The 17,185-nt window shown below is 35.8% G+C and carries 18 protein-coding genes and 1 pseudogene; 12 read left to right on the top strand and 7 right to left on the bottom strand.

Going from position 1 to position 17,185, the window contains the following annotated elements:
• Window positions 1-643: 643 nt before the first annotated feature.
• Together nspC and AC2VNP_RS09470 are read right to left on the bottom strand one after the other, a co-directional pair.
• Window positions 644-1,771, bottom strand: coding sequence for a carboxynorspermidine decarboxylase (gene nspC / locus AC2VNP_RS09475; protein WP_486917097.1), 1,128 nt, complete (start codon window positions 1,769-1,771; stop codon window positions 644-646).
• Window positions 1,772-3,010 carry a saccharopine dehydrogenase family protein gene (locus tag AC2VNP_RS09470; protein ID WP_486917096.1) on the bottom strand — a complete coding sequence of 413 codons (1,239 nt, stop codon included), beginning with the start codon at window positions 3,008-3,010 and terminating at the stop codon, window positions 1,772-1,774.
• Window positions 3,011-3,851: 841 nt separating this feature from the next.
• Between AC2VNP_RS09470 and AC2VNP_RS09465 the strand changes: the two genes are divergently transcribed.
• Window positions 3,852-4,607: a ZIP family metal transporter gene (locus tag AC2VNP_RS09465; protein WP_486917095.1), complete on the top strand. Its 756-nt coding sequence runs from the start codon at window positions 3,852-3,854 to the stop codon at window positions 4,605-4,607.
• A gap of 192 nt (window positions 4,608-4,799) precedes the next feature.
• Here AC2VNP_RS09465 and AC2VNP_RS09460 read toward each other — a convergent pair whose 3' ends face one another.
• Window positions 4,800-5,267, bottom strand: coding sequence for an RpnC/YadD family protein (locus tag AC2VNP_RS09460; protein WP_486917094.1), 468 nt, complete (start codon window positions 5,265-5,267; stop codon window positions 4,800-4,802).
• 254 nt (window positions 5,268-5,521) lie between these two features.
• A pseudogene (locus tag AC2VNP_RS09455) lies at window positions 5,522-5,884 on the bottom strand (PD-(D/E)XK nuclease family transposase); the annotation flags it as partial.
• A gap of 519 nt (window positions 5,885-6,403) precedes the next feature.
• On the opposite strand from AC2VNP_RS09455, the gene AC2VNP_RS09450 reads away from it, so the two are divergent.
• The 8 genes from AC2VNP_RS09450 (at window position 6,404) to AC2VNP_RS09415 (ending at window position 11,797) form a co-directional block, all read left to right on the top strand.
• Window positions 6,404-8,335 (top strand): hypothetical protein, encoded by a 1,932-nt coding sequence (locus AC2VNP_RS09450; protein ID WP_486917093.1) that lies wholly within the window; start codon window positions 6,404-6,406, stop codon window positions 8,333-8,335.
• Window positions 8,328-8,594, top strand: a complete 267-nt coding sequence (locus AC2VNP_RS09445; protein ID WP_486917092.1) for a hypothetical protein — start codon at window positions 8,328-8,330, stop codon at window positions 8,592-8,594. The genes AC2VNP_RS09450 and AC2VNP_RS09445 overlap by 8 nt, the downstream gene beginning before the upstream one ends.
• Entirely contained in the window at window positions 8,595-9,119 is a 525-nt protein-coding gene (locus AC2VNP_RS09440; RefSeq protein ID WP_486917091.1) for an RNA polymerase sigma factor, read from the top strand.
• Window positions 9,109-9,405, top strand: coding sequence for a zf-HC2 domain-containing protein (locus AC2VNP_RS09435; protein ID WP_486917090.1), 297 nt, complete (start codon window positions 9,109-9,111; stop codon window positions 9,403-9,405). The genes AC2VNP_RS09440 and AC2VNP_RS09435 overlap by 11 nt, the downstream gene beginning before the upstream one ends.
• Before the next feature lie 310 nt (window positions 9,406-9,715).
• Window positions 9,716-9,952 (top strand): hypothetical protein, encoded by a 237-nt coding sequence (locus AC2VNP_RS09430; protein WP_486917089.1) that lies wholly within the window; start codon window positions 9,716-9,718, stop codon window positions 9,950-9,952.
• 157 nt (window positions 9,953-10,109) lie between these two features.
• The gene (locus AC2VNP_RS09425; RefSeq protein ID WP_486917088.1) at window positions 10,110-10,508 is read left to right on the top strand and encodes a hypothetical protein; all 399 of its coding nucleotides are present in this window, start codon (window positions 10,110-10,112) and stop codon (window positions 10,506-10,508) included.
• A 182-nt stretch (window positions 10,509-10,690) separates the two neighbouring features.
• Window positions 10,691-11,143, top strand: a complete 453-nt coding sequence (locus tag AC2VNP_RS09420; protein WP_486917087.1) for a hypothetical protein — start codon at window positions 10,691-10,693, stop codon at window positions 11,141-11,143.
• Between the two features lie 126 nt (window positions 11,144-11,269).
• Window positions 11,270-11,797 carry a hypothetical protein gene (locus tag AC2VNP_RS09415; RefSeq protein ID WP_486917086.1) on the top strand — a complete coding sequence of 176 codons (528 nt, stop codon included), beginning with the start codon at window positions 11,270-11,272 and terminating at the stop codon, window positions 11,795-11,797.
• 160 nt (window positions 11,798-11,957) lie between these two features.
• On the opposite strand, the gene AC2VNP_RS09410 is transcribed toward AC2VNP_RS09415, so the two are convergent.
• Window positions 11,958-12,539: a CBO0543 family protein gene (locus AC2VNP_RS09410; RefSeq protein ID WP_486917085.1), complete on the bottom strand. Its 582-nt coding sequence runs from the start codon at window positions 12,537-12,539 to the stop codon at window positions 11,958-11,960.
• 210 nt (window positions 12,540-12,749) lie between these two features.
• The gene (locus tag AC2VNP_RS09405) at window positions 12,750-13,988 is read right to left on the bottom strand and encodes an IS110 family RNA-guided transposase (RefSeq protein WP_486917084.1); all 1,239 of its coding nucleotides are present in this window, start codon (window positions 13,986-13,988) and stop codon (window positions 12,750-12,752) included.
• A gap of 607 nt (window positions 13,989-14,595) precedes the next feature.
• On the opposite strand from AC2VNP_RS09405, the gene AC2VNP_RS09400 reads away from it, so the two are divergent.
• Window positions 14,596-14,907 (top strand): hypothetical protein, encoded by a 312-nt coding sequence (locus AC2VNP_RS09400; protein ID WP_486917083.1) that lies wholly within the window; start codon window positions 14,596-14,598, stop codon window positions 14,905-14,907.
• Window positions 14,908-15,125: 218 nt separating this feature from the next.
• On the top strand, window positions 15,126-15,506 hold the full coding sequence (locus tag AC2VNP_RS09395) for an acyl-CoA thioesterase/BAAT N-terminal domain-containing protein (RefSeq protein WP_486917082.1): 381 nt from the start codon (window positions 15,126-15,128) through the stop codon (window positions 15,504-15,506).
• Window positions 15,507-15,530: 24 nt separating this feature from the next.
• Here the strand turns inward: AC2VNP_RS09395 and AC2VNP_RS09390 are convergent, their stop codons facing one another.
• Complete coding sequence (locus AC2VNP_RS09390) at window positions 15,531-15,728, bottom strand: hypothetical protein (protein ID WP_486917081.1); 198 nt, start codon at window positions 15,726-15,728, stop codon at window positions 15,531-15,533.
• Window positions 15,729-15,898: 170 nt separating this feature from the next.
• On the opposite strand from AC2VNP_RS09390, the gene AC2VNP_RS09385 reads away from it, so the two are divergent.
• Window positions 15,899-16,447: an acyl-CoA thioester hydrolase/BAAT C-terminal domain-containing protein gene (locus tag AC2VNP_RS09385; RefSeq protein ID WP_486917080.1), complete on the top strand. Its 549-nt coding sequence runs from the start codon at window positions 15,899-15,901 to the stop codon at window positions 16,445-16,447.
• The last annotated feature ends 738 nt before the right edge of the window (window positions 16,448-17,185 follow it).

Raw genomic sequence — 17,185 nt, 5'->3', positions numbered from 1 at the left:
TCTTCAGCGCCGATGGTAGTTGGGGGCTTCCCCCTGTGAGAGTAGGACGTCGCTAGGCACCAAGCACAATCCAAATGGGTTGTGCTTTTTTAATTTTAAATTGTTAAAGTTGATGCGAGTGAGCTAGGTTAGACACTCATTTACTCATTATGAGGACTCAGAAGCCCTTATTTGTAAAGAAAATGCCTTTTTGATTCATTTAGCGGACTCACAGGCCCTTATTGCAAAAAAATTTCGTGAATATCCCATGATTCTATGTAAATAAGAGCATCTCAGTCCTCATAAGTCACCAAAACTATGATTTTAGTAAATATAAGGGCCTCTCAGTCCGTGAAACAATTGACGAACGTTATAATACATGAAACGTCATCAGAAGCAAAAGTACTTAGTTAAAAACATAAGGGAAATGCAGCTTTAGAGTGCACTGTAAAAAAGTTCGAAGCGGTGCATCGGCCCCCTGCTAGAGGAAATCTTTCTTTTCATAGAAATTCATGACGAACACCACGATCAGCGTCTTTTTTTATCCGTTTCGTATGATAATAGCACAAAAAACCAGAACCTAATGAAAGATTCTGGTTTTCCATATAGAGGGTAAGCCTGCTGTTCCTATGTGCAGGCTTTCCTGTATTCTATGAGACTCTCTTTAAGCGAGTCTTGTTTTAAAGTTTTCATAGCCAAATTCACGAACCACTTTGCAATCACCATTTTTTTCTTTGACCGCAATCGCAGGTAATGGCATGCCGTTAAATGTAGTCGTTTTTACCATTGTATAGATCGCCATATCACCAAACACTAAGCGATCTCCACATTTTAAAGGCTCATCGAAAGAGTAATCACCGATGACGTCTCCTGTTAAACACGTTTGCCCAGCAAGTCGATAGGTAAACGGTTTTTCTCCAGCTTCTCCAGAACCGAAGAGGGGAGGGCGGTACGGCATTTCCAATACATCTGGCATATGGCAAGTTGCTGACGTGTCAAGAATCGCAATTTCCATTCCGTTTTGATGCGTATCCAGTACCGAAGCAACAAAGTAGCCAGCATTTAAAGCAACCGCTTCGCCTGGCTCTAAGTATACTTTTAAGCCATAGTTTTCTTGCATTCTTTTAATACAAGATTCCAGTAATGGGATGTCATAGTCTTCTCTCGTAATATGGTGACCGCCACCGAAATTAATCCATTCCATTTGCGGTAGCCATTGAGCGAATTTTTCCTCTACAGCTCGAAGCGTTGTATCTAAATCATCCGAGTTTTGCTGACAAAGGGTGTGAAAATGTAATCCTGTTACGCCATCTAACAATTCAGGACGAAAATCGTCTGCTAAAGCACCGAACCTAGAACCAGGGGTACATGGATCATAGATTTCATGGCCAACTTGTGTTGAACACTGCGGATTAATACGCAAGCCGACTTTTTTACCAGCTTGAAGTGCTTTATGCTTGAATTTTTCTAACTGCGAAAAAGAATTAAAAATAATATGATCACAAATTGAGATAATTTCATCGATTTCATCTTCACGATAGGCAGGGGCAAAGACATGATTTTCTTTGCCCATTTCTTCGTAACCTAGACGAGCTTCAAATAAGCCGCTAGCTGTAGTCCCACTTAAATACTCTCCAATGAGAGGGTAATAGTAAGACATGGAAAATGCTTTTTGTGCTAAAACTATTTTACATCCTGTGCGTTGCATGACCCCATTTAAGATTTGTAAATTTCGTTCAAGAAGTGCTTCATCTATTACATAGCATGGTGTCGGTAGTTCTTCAAACTTCATTTAACGAACAAGCTCCGGTTGTTTTTGTTCTGCAGGCTTTCCATCTACAAGCTCAGGGTCAAAGCTTTCTTTCCATGGTAATCCCCATTTGTTTAATGCTTCCATGAATGGATCTGGATCAAACTCTTCAATATTGTAAACGCCTGGTTTGTTCCACTTGCCAGTCATGATCATCATTGCACCGATCATCGCAGGAACCCCAGTTGTATAAGATACTGCTTGAGAGCCTACTTCAGCAAAACACGCTTCGTGATCACAAACATTGTATACGTAATACGTTTTATCTTTGCCGTCTTTTTTCCCTTGGAAAATACAACCGATGTTTGTTTTTCCTTTCGTACGTGGACCAAGACTAGCAGGGTCAGGTAATAACGCTTTTAAGAACTGAAGCGGCACGATTTGTTGCCCTTCGTATTCGATTGGCTCAATTGATGTTAAGCCAACATTTTCAAGACACTTTAAGTGAGTTAAGTAGCTCTCACCGAACGTCATGAAAAAGCGGATGCGCTTTAAGCCAGGAATGTTTTGTGCAAGAGACTCAAGCTCTTCGTGATATAACAAGTACATGTCTTTTTCACCAACTTCAGGGAAGTTGTAAACACGCTTAATTTCCATTGGCTTCGTTTCTACCCATTCACCATTTTCCCAATAGCGGCCATTGGCAGAGACTTCACGAATGTTGATTTCAGGATTGAAGTTCGTTGCAAACGGATAGCCGTGGTCTCCAGCATTACAATCAAGAATATCGATATACTCGATTTCATCAAAGTGATGCTTAAGAGCATGAGCAGAGAATACGCCCGTTACACCAGGATCAAATCCGCTTCCTAGAAGAGCAGTAATTCCTGCTTTTTCAAAGCGTTCACGGTATTCCCATTGCCATTTATATTCAAATTTTGCCGTATCTTCAGGCTCATAATTTGCTGTATCTAAGTAGTGTGTTTTGGTTGCAAGGCAAGCATCCATAATTGTTAAATCTTGATATGGAAGTGCTAAGTTCATAACGATATCCGGCTTAACTTCTTCAATTAAAGCAATAAGCTCATCAACGTTATCTGCATCTACTTGTGCAGTCGTGATCTTTGTTTTCCCGCCATCTAGTTTTGCCTTAAGATCATCACATTTTGATTTTGTACGACTAGCGATGCAGATTTCCTCAAATACTTCACTGTTTTGAACGCATTTGTGGATAGCTACTGTCGCTACACCACCACAACCAATAATAAGTGCTTTTCCCATGTTACATTACTCCTAACGTAATAAATTTTTCGATCAATAAGGGTCTCATCATAAAGAAGACAACTATGTAAGACAATACCCTTATAAGAATTTTTGAAACGAACAAAAAAAGCAAATGTAATACGCAGCATGAGCGCAACACTTGCTTAGGGCTTAAGACATATTCAATCCTATTAAAAAGCATAAGTATACTATGAAATAGACAGATGTAGTGTCTACGGAAAAGTCTAAAATTAGCATAGTAGGAAGCTTTTAATATTCAAAATATATCATAATAGGTTCAGAGTCTATAGCAAATAATTACTTTTAGCACTCTTATTGACCGTTTCACAAGTTGTTGTGCAATTGCACTGGTTATAAAGTAACCAACTTATAAAATTTGAGCTTTTAACTCAATCAATAAGGCAACTAAGTTGCCATCGGCATTAGACCCGGCTGTCCGTATGGCCTTAACTTCCTTAATAAGGAAGTGGTCAGTATTATCTGCATGGAAAGAAGTGATATATTGAATATTTTGCTTTCCAATAACGCTTCTCTAGAGTAACAACTAATTTTAAAATTTTCAATAGGTAATTTAAAAAAAATTTTTTCAAAGTTTATTCTTCAGGTAAGTTGACCTATTTTTCGTTCCGTTTTACAGAAGATGAGATGCCGAAAATGCACACTCAAATAGCGTTAGAGAATACCGCCCCGCATAAAAAGTCTGCAAACTATAGACAATATAAACGTCATAGATGAAAGGCTTGATTAGATCAGTTTATCTTTTGGAGTAGTCAGAAAACAATATTTATATTTCATTGGAAAATTGAAATTAAAAGAATGTTTAAGGAGGGGTTTCCAGATGTGGAATGCCCTTTTTTGGGGGACACTTGCAGCATCGGCTACATTGTTCGGAGCGTTACTAGCCCTGAAGTTCTCAATTCCGAAACGGATCATCGGTTATATTATGGCACTGGGGACAGGAGCCCTAATTGGTGCAACAACCTATGAGTTACTAGAGGAATCCTTAGAGATAAGCGGGTTCACAGAAGTTGCGATCGGTTTTTTAGGTGGTGCATTGCTCTTTACTATACTAGACTATTTTATTTCTCATAAAGGGGGAGGACAGGAACGAAAAGGCTCAGATCGAAAGTTAATTAAAGACTCGGAGCAGCAAGAGGCTGGGAAAACTTCCGGGATGGGGATTTTCATTGGAAGTGTAATGGATACGCTTCCCGAATCGGCAATGATCGGCATGAGTTTAATCGGTGGCGGGTCAGTCAGCTTAGCACTCGTTGTATCTGTTTTTATTAGTAACATTCCTGAAGGACTATCGAGTACGGTTGGTCTTCGGCAAAGCGGGTTTTCAAAGAAGAAAATCATCGTTATGTGGAGTCTGGTTGTTTTTTTCTCAGCATTAAGCGCGTTAGCCGGGGCAACACTGTTAGAATCTGCTTCTAATAGTGTTAAAGCGATTGTGAGTTGTCTTGCCGGAGGAGCCATTATTGCGATGCTTGCCTCAACGATGATGCCCGAAGCCTATAAAGAAGGAGGACCAACTGTAGGGTTTGTGACCTCGATTGGTGTCTTTATCTCATTGTGGCTCCATTATCTATAAAGGTTTAAGGATTTCATAGTTGAACTGGTGTCGCAGATAAGTGATACAAGTATAAGGAAGAATGATTAAAGGAAATCTCAGCTTAATGGAAGGGAGAGGAAGTTAGCTTATGATATATAAATATAAAACCGTGAAGGGTCTGTCTCCCCTTGAGTTAATACATTAACAAACCTAGAAACAGACCCTTTTATATTACACTTTATCTAGCTGCGCCTTTAACTTTTCAATTTCTTCAATAGATAAGCTTGTTAAGTCTTGAATATCTTCCGTTGTGAACCCTTTTAAAAGCATTTGCTTTGCTACTTTCTCAATCCCTACTTCAATTCCCTTGTCAAAACCTTTTTTCTCCCATGAAGTCATTAGTTCCATAATGTGATTCACCTCATCTTTTGGAATGTGTTGAAAAAAATCGTTAAGTTGCTGTTCTTCGTTAACAGATAGTTTGTGATACTTCTCAAAGATCCCATGAACTAGCGTTTGACGAGCAGGATCGAGTCGAAGTTGAACGAGCATTCGCAAAAACTCTACTTTAATTCTTACTTTTTCCTCAGGTTCATACCCCATTTTACCTAATAATGCTAACGCAACAGGGTTGGGGTGTTTGACAAAGTCACGCCAGTTTTTCTGTTTAAGTTGTAAAGTAAAAAACTGAAAAGACAATACATTTTTAAATGGAAAATCAATGGTGAATGAATTTTTCTCGGATTAACTTTTCCCCGTTTAACTGGCGCTAAGACTCCCCCTTCAAGCCTCTTGAGGAAGTAAAAGAGGCTTGAAGGGAGACGATTGAACACAGACTAATGCCGCCACGTCCTGTGGCAACGTCTGTGTGACCCACATCGTGTGGGCCTCAGTAACAACCCGATTGGTTCAACTAATTTTCAGTAGGATGAAGAAAACTCCCACTGAAAAAGTTTCACTTTATCATAACTAAAAATTGCTATAGGAACAATGGGGAGACGATATTTTTCATAAAGCCGGCTAAAGTAGATGAACATTCGGTCATTGAAATCTTTTTGATAGGTGGACTGTGGCTCGATATGGATAATAATCAATGAATCTTTGCCTTTTAATTTAGTTTCAACAAGTAAGTCAACAGTTCTCTTATCTCCTTTAATCACATCAGTAAATACTTCTTGATTAAGAAAGGTTACATGTTGAAAATCTAAATGTTCATACACGTCAGGAAAAAAAGCTACGATGAATTCTTCAAAAAAAGTAGTAATTAACTCTTTAAACCAACGATCATGATCAAGTGCAGCTTTAATCAATTTCATCACCTCATTATACGAATGTTTGTTCTGATTATAATATAGGGATCGTATGTTCGTTAATGTTCTTTTTGTAAATTTTATTGATTTTATGAAAATTCTATTTACATTCAAATTTCTTACCTTTAATTTATTGGTCTTTAAGCATATATCACAATCGTAGGGGATTAACTTGGGGCAAATCGGGTCCAAGTATAAACCTTTAGACAGTGGGGAGTTATCCTAATAAGGAGCTATAAAAAGGTATAAAAGGTTGAGAAGATAAAATAAAGTTAGTTTGTTTTTACTAACTGGAAGTAATCGATGGTTAATGATCATGTTAAGACAAATTACTTACTAGCTATAATGATGGTACATCCCTTCTTGTGTATTAGGAGGGGTTTTCGTTGTCCATAAGAGAAGTCACTTATTACATATAAAGGGATACTCTTGAATAGTTTCAACTTTTTCTTTTATTTATGAAATTTTTCTCCTTTTTAATTGTCTATATAGTGAGCTCATAGAAAATTAGAGAAGGGGTATAGTATGGAAATTATTAGTAGGTTCATCTTACATATTGAAAATTTTTTTCTATTAAGTCATTTTAGTAAATTCATTATTCAATGGACGCTAACCGCATTAGCCGTTTATGGATTAGTGACGTTCTTTCTAAGTAAATGGAATGGTGAAAAGGAAGCGATCTATGCAGGGTTTGTTGTACGCTTTGTTTTACTCATCGGAGTATCGATTGAAATGCTTCATCAAGTTAGTATAACGGAAATTACAACTGTTTTTTACGATCGACAGCCGTCTTTACGACAGTTTTTACACTTTTTATTTTTCGGTTACATCATTATTGTCGGCTTTTATTATATGGTTACACTGAAGCAAAAAAAGAACAAGGGCGTTTTTTACACCTTTGATATTGCCGTTCTGACACTACCTGCATTGCAGCTTTTAACTAGCTTTTTCGTTTATGCTATCAGAGGAGAAGTAATTTTTATTGATGTAATTGGCTTTACCATTATCCTATCAATTATTGTTGCAAGCCTTTATTTATTTTTTCTTAATTATTGGGATCTTCGCTGGAAAACACTAATTCCCTTTTATGCAATTGTTGGTACCTGTTTAATGTTTTACTTGTCTGGTTTTGTAGATATGATGGAAGTATCCAATCTAATGATTTTCTTAGGACTATTAATGATGCACCACCTTATAAATAGAAGTCCGTTGCAGATACTTGAAAAGTTGAAACAACCGTTTATACTGACGATGGCTATTTTGTTCCTAGTCTTAAGCAATCCACTTTATAATGCGGCAGATGTGGCGCTTGCTTCCACTGATGCGGAATTGAGATTACGATATTTTGAAACTACGAATTTAATTCAAATAGAAGAGGCGAAAGCGTTAGCGATGAAAATTACGAGTGAAGAGCAATTTACATTTCGTCAGCCTGAAACCCAAGACTTTCATAATCGTTATTGGTTAAGGTCAAAAAACTATCTTGTTGATATTGACGGGGTGTCAGGAGAGGTCATGAATGTTCATCGTTACACCGAACCAGAAGGCAAGATGCTTTCTTCCCAAGAGTATGTTGTTCGTTCCAAACAACTGCTAGAACGAATGGGGAGAACATTGCTAAATGATAATCAAATTCACACAACTGTTACAGAAGAAGAAAACCGTGTTCATGTGGAAATGGTCCCTAAGTATGATAATGGGTCCATCTTAGATGTATGGATGAACACTACTTTTACGTGGGAAAAGGAATCTCTCGTACAATTTCATGAGCGTTTAAACTTATATCCCGTTGAAACGTTAAAAGATGTATTAGTAACGTCTGTGGATATTGAGTTAGTTTTACAAGACTGGTACGAACTGTTGGATGAAGATATACCTGAATACGTAGTCGATAATGTAGTATATGGGTATAGTAACCGAACGATCGATATTTATATTTCGACTATTAATCACCATAACATTCAACTGGATGGTCGTACGGGAGAAATTTTGTATTTTAGTGGAGACTTAGCTGACTACGAAAACATCGATTTTAATGAACTAGAATATAAAGTTTTAACTCGGAAAGAAATTAAAATCGATGAGTGGAAGCGAGAACGAATTTCGAATTTTTGGGAATGGAGAGAACAAAAACAAGAGGGTATGAAACTTGCTTTTGTTCATCAATTTGGCTATACAGATGGTGAACCTCTTTTTACTTATTCGAAGAACATCGATTATTTTAACCAACCGAATACGAAGGTTAAAGTGGCGTCTAGACAAGAAGCTTATGACGCTGTTGCAAGTATTATCGATTATACACCTTATGCAACAAGAGCAAGATTAACCCATGTTATTGATGAAAAGGATCAAATACGAGTGGCTTGGTTACTAGTGATCCAGCCATATAAAAAAGCAGATCATCGCCTCTACTTAGTTGATATTGAAACGAAAGAGTGGGTCTCTCTTTATGAATAAAAAGGATGCTTGTGCTATATTTCAAGATTTGTATGATTTGTATATTGAAGAGGATGTGGAAGATGAAACTAAACAATGGATGATGGAGCACGAGGCAGTTTGTGACCATTGTCGGCAAAAAACAGGAAAGGTAAACGAAGGAAGTCTAGCCCTTCAAGAGGACAGCGAGAAAATTTGGGGAATTCGCGTAATGACGATGCTGCTATACGCCATTTTCTTCCTTCTCGCCATTTGGATGTCCATTTGGTACTTGTGGTAAATGAGTGACTGGAAAACATTAGAGGACCTATATGGTCTTTATTACGAAGAGATCTTCCGTTATCTATATCAACGTACGAGACAAAAAGAGCTAGCTCAAGATCTTACTCAAGATACTTTTTTAAAAGCATTTAATGGGTTAGCTTCTTTTAAAGGAAAATCAAGTGTAAAAACATGGCTGTACATCATAGCGCACCATACCTTTATTAACTGGTATCGCCGTGAAACAAACTATATCCAGCACCCTATTGAAGAAACATTCTCATTAGAACAAAAGACATACAAAAATCCAGAAGATGTCGTAACCGTAAAAGCAGAGCAAGCGCAACTTTTAGCAGCAATCTATTCATTAAAGGAAGATTACCAGACTGTGTTGATTTTACGAGAATACCAGGAGCTATCCTATGATGAAATTGCAGAAATTGTTGGGTGGAAGCTTTCAAAGGTAAAAACAAATTTACACCGTGCAAAGCTGGAGCTTCGTAAGCACTTATGTAAACTAAAGGATGATAGAAATGAAGTGTAGCTTAATTAGAGATCTATTGCCACTTTATGTAGAAGATGACTGCTCCCTAGAAACAAACAGAGTAGTTAGGGAACACCTAGATTGTTGTTCTGAATGCCGTGAGTTATATGAACTGATGAAATCACCGATTGATGTAAAAGTGATGGCTCAACCAGTGACGATCGAAACACATACTAGATCGAATGAGTTTTGGAAAAAGTATTACGGACGACTAATTTTAAGAGGGTTGGGATTAATTCTTGTTGTTTATATAACTGTTATAATACTTGTGGTTCTTTTTAAATAATAAAAATCTTTTTCAAGTTATGCAGTTTAATCGAGGAGTTGTGTAATTGCATTTGAAGTAACGGTGAGCGTTAGCGAAACAGGAGCTGACGCTTTTCACCTATTGAAGCAGGTTAATAAAATTCGGAGATGAACCAAATACAACTTTGAGCGTAAGTAATGATGAGAGGAGTGAAAATACAAATACTATGAAAAGAAATATTCAATTTGGTTTAATAATTTCTGCATCTACTTATATCCTAATAACATTAATTTCATTTTTAATTACTAAAAGTATTCAAATAGAGACTATTAGGATATGGGGCTTTGGCTTGTCTCTATTATTATTTATTGGTTCGTTTCCATTATATAAAAGTGCCTATCATGCAGGAAAAGTAGCTAACCCTACGTATACTGCATATATTCCGCCTGATGAACATCTTCATCACAAAATTCAACATGACTATGAAGCAACTAAAAAAAGAAAAGAAGGAAGTTATCAAGGTATTTTCATTTGGGCATCTTTAATTACACTATTGATTACAATATTGCTGGCAATATTGTTTTAGAGAAAATAACTATTATTTTTTTATACTCAATTAACGGGTTAGATATCTGAAAAAGCTATCGCTGTTCTGCTAACGAAGCAGGTTAATTAAACAAGCTCTACTTCTCTTTAGGCTAATAATTGAATATAAATTAGTAGAAATAAAGGGAGGGTATGAATTGAAAAGTTTCTTAATACTTATGCTTATAGCAATTGCGTTATCTGCTTGTAATAGTGGGCAACAATTGAAGATAGATGAAGAGGGACAACTTTATATAGGAAGCCCAACCGCTTATGAGACTTTATCTAAGAACAAAAAAGAAGATATTTTCCTTATGAATGAAGTGGTTTACGTTAATGCTGAAAAAATTGATTGGGTAAAAAAAAGAGAGTTGACATTGGGAAATGTAGTTTTAGAAATAGTGAGACAATCAAGTGATGGTGAAGATTTCACAGAAGGTACAGCAACAAAATTACCCGTAGGAACAAAAATCTATAAGCCAATTGAAAAAGGTGATATATATATTGCTATTGTAGAGGGAAGAGAAATAAGATATTTGGGTTTACGTGAAGGATAAGAAGTTTCTTATTGAAGTAACGGGTGCATTAGTAAATTTATGAGCTGTAATAGATGCAGCTCGTTTTTTATGCCCACTTTTTGGAAGATGATGTTAAACTAAAGGAGCAAGTTAGTTTAAATGCTCTTATCTGTTTGTTGTTTTAGAATTAAGAAAATGCGACAAAGAGGGTGACGTAAAAAATGAATAAAAAAATGGTTGTTTTATTTTTTGTAGTGTCTGTATTTTTAGCAAGTTGTAATAATAAATCAAATATAACACTGGAGGATGTTACCAAAATTGAACTAGAGATAGTGGATATTCAAACATTGCAGGATGGAATAAAATATCGGATAAAACTATTTAATGGTAGTGACTACCTAATTAAGCAAAATGTTGTTTATCTTACATATCCAATTAAATTGGCCAATGGGATAAAGAATAATAAATACAAAGTGGAAGCCACCAATAACAAACTTAATATTAAACCTGAAGAAGAGTGGATACTTAACGTTTTCACCCCTTATGAAGGAATGCCAGAAAAAAGTGTACTGGAATTAGATGAACCAATTATAGAGATAGTTGGTTACTTTGAGACGGTTGAAGAGAAGTCTTTGTTTACTAATTCAATGAGTATAAACCTTGATAACAAGTAGAGGGTGACTGACAATTATTATTAAGCTAAGTGCGGCAATAGGTTAATAAAGGTCATCACCTTTCTCTTGTTATAGTAACGGGCAGGTTTATTCAATAAAGGCAAAGTTTTAGAGAGAGTGAAAACTATGAAAAAATATGTGGTATTGCTATTATTACTAATTATAATTATTGGGGTTATGATAAGTTTTTATAATATTGCTAAAACCTCAAGCTATGTAGAAGAAAAAGAAGTTTATGCTCCAATATTAACAGTCGGAGAAACAACAATCGAAACAGAAATACAAACAATCTGTTGGAGTGTCAATGATTGTATGGATGCTTTAGCAGGATATGATATTGTTGAAACGGAGCCAAAAAGTTATGTAGTTAACTCAGGTAAAGCGTTAAGAATAGAATTTAATGATAAACCTTTACCGAACACGATAAATTTAAATATAGAAGAGTTACCAGATTATCGTGAGCAGTGGAGTTATATTAAAAGAGATGGTTCCCCTTTATTCAATTATTTCCTAATGCTTCGAAGTGAACCAAGTTATATAGAACTTCCAAACGAACAAGGGACATATACTTTCAATATGCTTGTTTATTGGCATGGAGATAAAGCTGCTACTCAAGGATTGGTGAATTACCGTTTTAGAATTACTGTTGAATAACCTACAAACTTTGTGAACAAATGCACTTAAACAAACGGAAGCATTAGTAAAATTACGGGCTGTAATAGATGCGGTTCGTTTTTTTGGTGCACCAATTTTGGAAAATGATGTTAAACTAAAGAAGCAGAATAGTGAAAAAGCACCCTTATAAGTAAGATGCTTAACCATAGTTTCTTTCAATATGTTTAGCTTTAATTATTATCCACCTTAGCATAAGCCCACCTAAAATATAAATAGGGAAGGAATATATATATTTCCAGTGATAAACTTCGTATATCCCTAACCATACAGTCAGTGGTTCAAACACGAAGGAAAAAATAAAAGAAGCGAATGATACAGAAACTAGGAAGGATTTCCAATTTTTAAAATATTGATAAATAATCATATAAATAATAGGTAGATGAACTTTGTGAATTTCGATTATTGGTGGTATTATTGGGATTACTCTATCTGGATAAGTCCACCAAACTAATGTGATACCAATTGTGTCTAAGATAAATGTAGTTGTGCCAACTAAAAGACCGAAAAAGGCAATTTCAATAATTCTTTTCTTATCTAAAATGATTAACCATATTATGATAAAAACAATTGTAGAGGTCAAAAGAAGCCACCAATTAAACGAAAATAAAGTTTCAGTTAACCAGTATTCAATTAGAATATCTCTTGTCTTTTGACGCAATTTAATTAGTTCATCCCAAATTGGATTTATTGATAAAGCATATAATTGTGTTAAATATTCCAATGGAACACTCCCCTTCTGGGTCTATTTACTTATGTAAATTAATTAACAAATCCTTAGTTATATATTCTTCAACTAAACCAGCTAATAGTTTGTCAACATTTTTCAATAAAAAACTTAAAACATGCATGATATACTAAAAATGAACATGCCAAATAACCTTCCATCATACTTTTTTTGGAAGGTTTTGTTGTATTTAGTTAGATATAGGCTTTACGTTATATCATGGAAAGTCGTCTTGTTTCTTAGTAAGGCATAAATCCAATGTAAGAGTTTATTTACACAGGCAATAACGGCTACTCTAAATGGCTTTCCTTCTTCACGTTTCTTATCATAAAAGTCTCTAAGTCTTTTGTTTCGTGGAATGATCTCATCAGTGGTTTTCTTTTTGCGTGCATCTCGAATTCCACTTCGAACAGCCATATACAAGGCGTGGCGTAGTCTACAAGAACCTCTTTTGGTTATTCGGTTCACAGAGGCAGTGAATCTACCTGAAGAATACACACTAGGATCTACTCCAGCAAATGCGACAAGCTTTTTGGCATGATTAAAACGATCTATCTCTCCAATTTCGGAAATAATCGTTGCAGCGATTTTTTCACCGATACCAGGGATGGTCTGGAGAATCTTATATTCTTCGATTTCTTGTGCGAGAGCATCTATTTCAGTGGCAATCTTAGATAGGTGCTCTTGGTATTGAAGAACAATATCTATTAATATATTGAGATTGAAAACATGACTGTTATACATATTCTTTTGAAACGGATTGCGTTTGGCTGCTTCTATAAGCTTTTCTGCCTTTTCTTGAGCCCATTTATCAGAGCGCCTCGTGCAAAACGAAGCTATCTTATCTGTTATTTCACGTTCACCGACTCCTAATACGGACTCAGAAGTAGGAAATGCTGATAAAGTTAATAACGAAACTCTAGAATATAAGTCTCCGAAGACACCTCTATACTCTGGGAATATTTGATCTAATAGAGTGTGCAACTGTACCTTAGTCTGTGCAGCCACTTCTGCAATGCTCACTTGTTGTCTTGTTAGGTTACGAAGATTTAAGAGTTGTATTCCTCGTTTTTTATGAGGTTCTAATTCCTCTTTATAAAACAATTCACAAAGGTGATAAGCATATACTGCATCAGTTTTTACTTTTCGTAAACTTGAACTTTTCGCTCTATGTGAGATTAGAGGGTTTACAACGATATAAACGAAATTTTGCTCATCCAAAAATTGAATAACGGGAGAATGATAGTGACCAGTTGATTCTAAAATAACCGAAGGTTGATGCCCTTTAGCCACTTTTTCTACTTCTTGTAGAAAGGCCAATAATTCTCCTAACCCATCAAGATCATGACTAACACTAAAGCTCTTACGGTAGGGTTTCCCCTTATCTATAAATGCCTGTACTTGACTTTCCCCTTTAGCTACATCCAGACCAACGACTGGATTCATTTTAAAATCTCCTCCTTAGAAATAAAAATTAGTCGGTAACCCCTAACGCTTCTTGTAATGTCATAGGTTCGCTTGTTAAACGGGATCTTTTTGTCCCAACCAGCCTGAGACATGTTTATACAAGTAGGGGGTGAACAGTTTAGCTGACGGGATCAAGTCCCACGGGAGCTGCGTTCTACCCCGACTACCGTTATAATAAGACCATATAGAAAAAGGTCAACCAGAAATATCTGGCTAACCTTATATTACGAACGGGAGCGTCAGTAAAATAAGATACTATGCAAAATAGGGCTATGGAGACCTATCGCCATACCTTTTTTAAGTGAATACTGTAATGATTTGTTTTGCGTTAAGTAGTTTGCACCTCCCATATAAATCACTTAAGTGAAACTGATGTTAGTTTGGTTCTTGTTCTAATATGGAATAAGCAGATTAAGGTGAGCAAGAACGACCTTAAACTTAGAGACAACATTGTGGAACAAGATTAAACGGATAGTCACAGGGCATTACGCCCCTGAAAGTAGATACGTATTCGGTGGATTCTTAACAATGAATTAATGCTTGTTTAATAATCATCCATTATAATCAATGAAGAGGTGGTGATAATTTGGACAAGCAAATTTTTGATTTACTTACAGACTTGAGTCAAGAAATGAAAAGTATGAAATCAGATATGAATGATTTTAAAACAGATATGCATGGTATGAAATCAGATATGCAGAGTGTCAAATCAGATATTCATGATTTAAAAACAGAAATGTATAATCGCTTTGATACTATTGAAGCAAAACTCGAAGGTGTTGGTGGTCAGTGTGAATTAACCAATGAATCAAGAATAATTGATGTCGATTTTATCGCTGACAAGGTTAGTAAATTGGAGAGAGAACTTTACATTTTAAAAAATAAACGTAATAACTAGGAGCTCTTACTGGGTTCAGTTCTGAGTTAAAAAATATCAATTATACTGTTAATTAACAGGCTAAATCACTAATGATTTAGCTTGTTTCTTTTTTATACTAGATTACCGGAAAGTATTTTCCTAATACTTACAGAATGTGTTTTATAACGAATTTGTTAGTAGAGCTGACTATTACAATAGAAAGTTTTTGATTTTTTAGTGGAAATGAGGGAGCTCAAATGCTGCCGAGATTACAAGTTAGTCCAATTGATTCATGTATTGATGAGGAAGTCATGATAAAAGCCATTGGATGTAGGCGGCCCAATACCGAAGTTTCTATACAGGCAACAACGTATGATGAAAAAGAAAAGAAATTTTGTTCTCATGCTACATACATGGCAGATCAAGAAGGGATTGTCGATGTATCATCACAGAAGCCGATTGAAGGGACTTATAGTGGTGTTGATTGTTCTGGTTTGTTTTGGTCTATGAAACAAGTAAATTCGAAATGGGATGACTATTATGAAAAGACCACATCTGATGAAGTGTCTATTCTATTTCTTTTTATTAGTGAATGGGGAAACGGTAGACTCGGTAACAATTACTCGCCATTTTTATAAACCGGGAATAAGAAAAGAAGTAATTCAGGATTCGACACCAAAATAAGGGAGAGCCAATACAACATACTCTTTAGTCGCTAATAAAGCCGCAGCATGTTCCTGCAATCCACCATCAGAACCACCTAAGATGATAACCGCAGGATAACTGCCTTTCGAATCGGGATAAAACAACGTTCCTTTTACCTCATCAAGGTGTACCGAAAGATCTCGAAAATATCCCATTAGAATACTTTGAAAAAGCAATGATTTGGTTGTAAGAACACCCTAAAACAAATGGCGAGATAAGTTTAATTGGCTATTCGAGGGGTGGCGAACTGGCTTTGCTTTTCGGAGCTACATTGGTTACTATAAATCCATAATTGCGGGGCACCTAGTGCTTTGTAACAGCCGGGATGAAAAATGGAATTTTTGCTCCTGTAACCGCGTGGGTATATAACGAGCAACCCTTTCCACAGGTTAAGTTTACATATCGTTTCTCGACGATGTTTTCTATGATTAAAAATTGGGTCTTAAAAAAACCAATATCCTACCTTTCCATTTGGGATCGTACGTTGGAAAACAAGGATGGTTTGCAAGAGGCAAGAATACCAATTGAAGCTATAAAAGTCTCGGTCATGTTCATTTCAGGAGGCGATGATCAATTATGGCCTTCCAAACGATATGTAAATATAATGGAAGGAAAATTAAAGAAGCCAAATAATAGTCCTCGTCGAAACCGCTATTTATATTATGAAGATGCTGGGCATTTTTTATCTTTCCCATACAGCTATGTCAACCTGCCTGCCTATGTGTTTATGAATGTGGGTGGTGGAATGACGATGACCTTCGGTGGTACAAAAGCAGCCAATGCAGCAGCGGCCAAGGACACATGGGCCAAAATATTAGAATTTCTTAAAGAAAATATGGAACATAAAAAAATGTTGGCGATTTTCATTCCTTAATTAAAAGCCTTTTACCCCAGTAAAGCCATCAGTACCATACTGTTCTTCTTAAATGGTGAGCAAAAAACTATTCAGGGGATTCTTGATAGGGAAAGTTATGGCGTATAGCAGAAGTATGATTATTGTGCACAAAATAAGAACTATGTGTAGGTTAGATAAAGTGAGTAGGAGGAGGTGAACTTAACAGGGAAAACAATTTAAATACGAACAATTGCTGTGAAGACTAAACTTCATTAAATCAGGACAATAAAATAGAAGTTCAATATTTGCTTGTTTTTTTCTTTCTACTATGATAAATTTATAAACCTGTCGCACAAAAAGTAATTATTAATTATGGTGTTGCGCAGAACTTCATAATGTGATATATTATTACTTGTCGTCATCAAACATTGTGCTTTTAAGTTTAGTTGAAGCAAAACAAGGCTGACAACTTTTTAAAAAAGGTACTTGCGACAATGATTTTATTATGTTAAGATAATTTTTGTCGCTAACGACGAAGCTTAACGATTTGAAGTAATCGTTACAGCAACAACTTATTTCTTAAAAAGATGTTGCGTAGAATTAATTACTATGATATAATAAATCTTGTCGCTAACAAACGACATGAAAAAGTTCTTTGAAAACTGAACAAAAAGCCAAGCGAAATAAATGAGATACATGATATCTCGTCAATGTTTTAAAAACGTCACAGTGATGAATGATCTTCGATTAAGAACGCGATGACAATCGCCAACATCG

This window comes from Alkalihalobacterium sp. TH-98, assembly GCF_057473385.1.
Note: the sequence above shows the minus strand (reverse complement) of the source record. Positions and strands in the feature narration are given on the sequence as shown.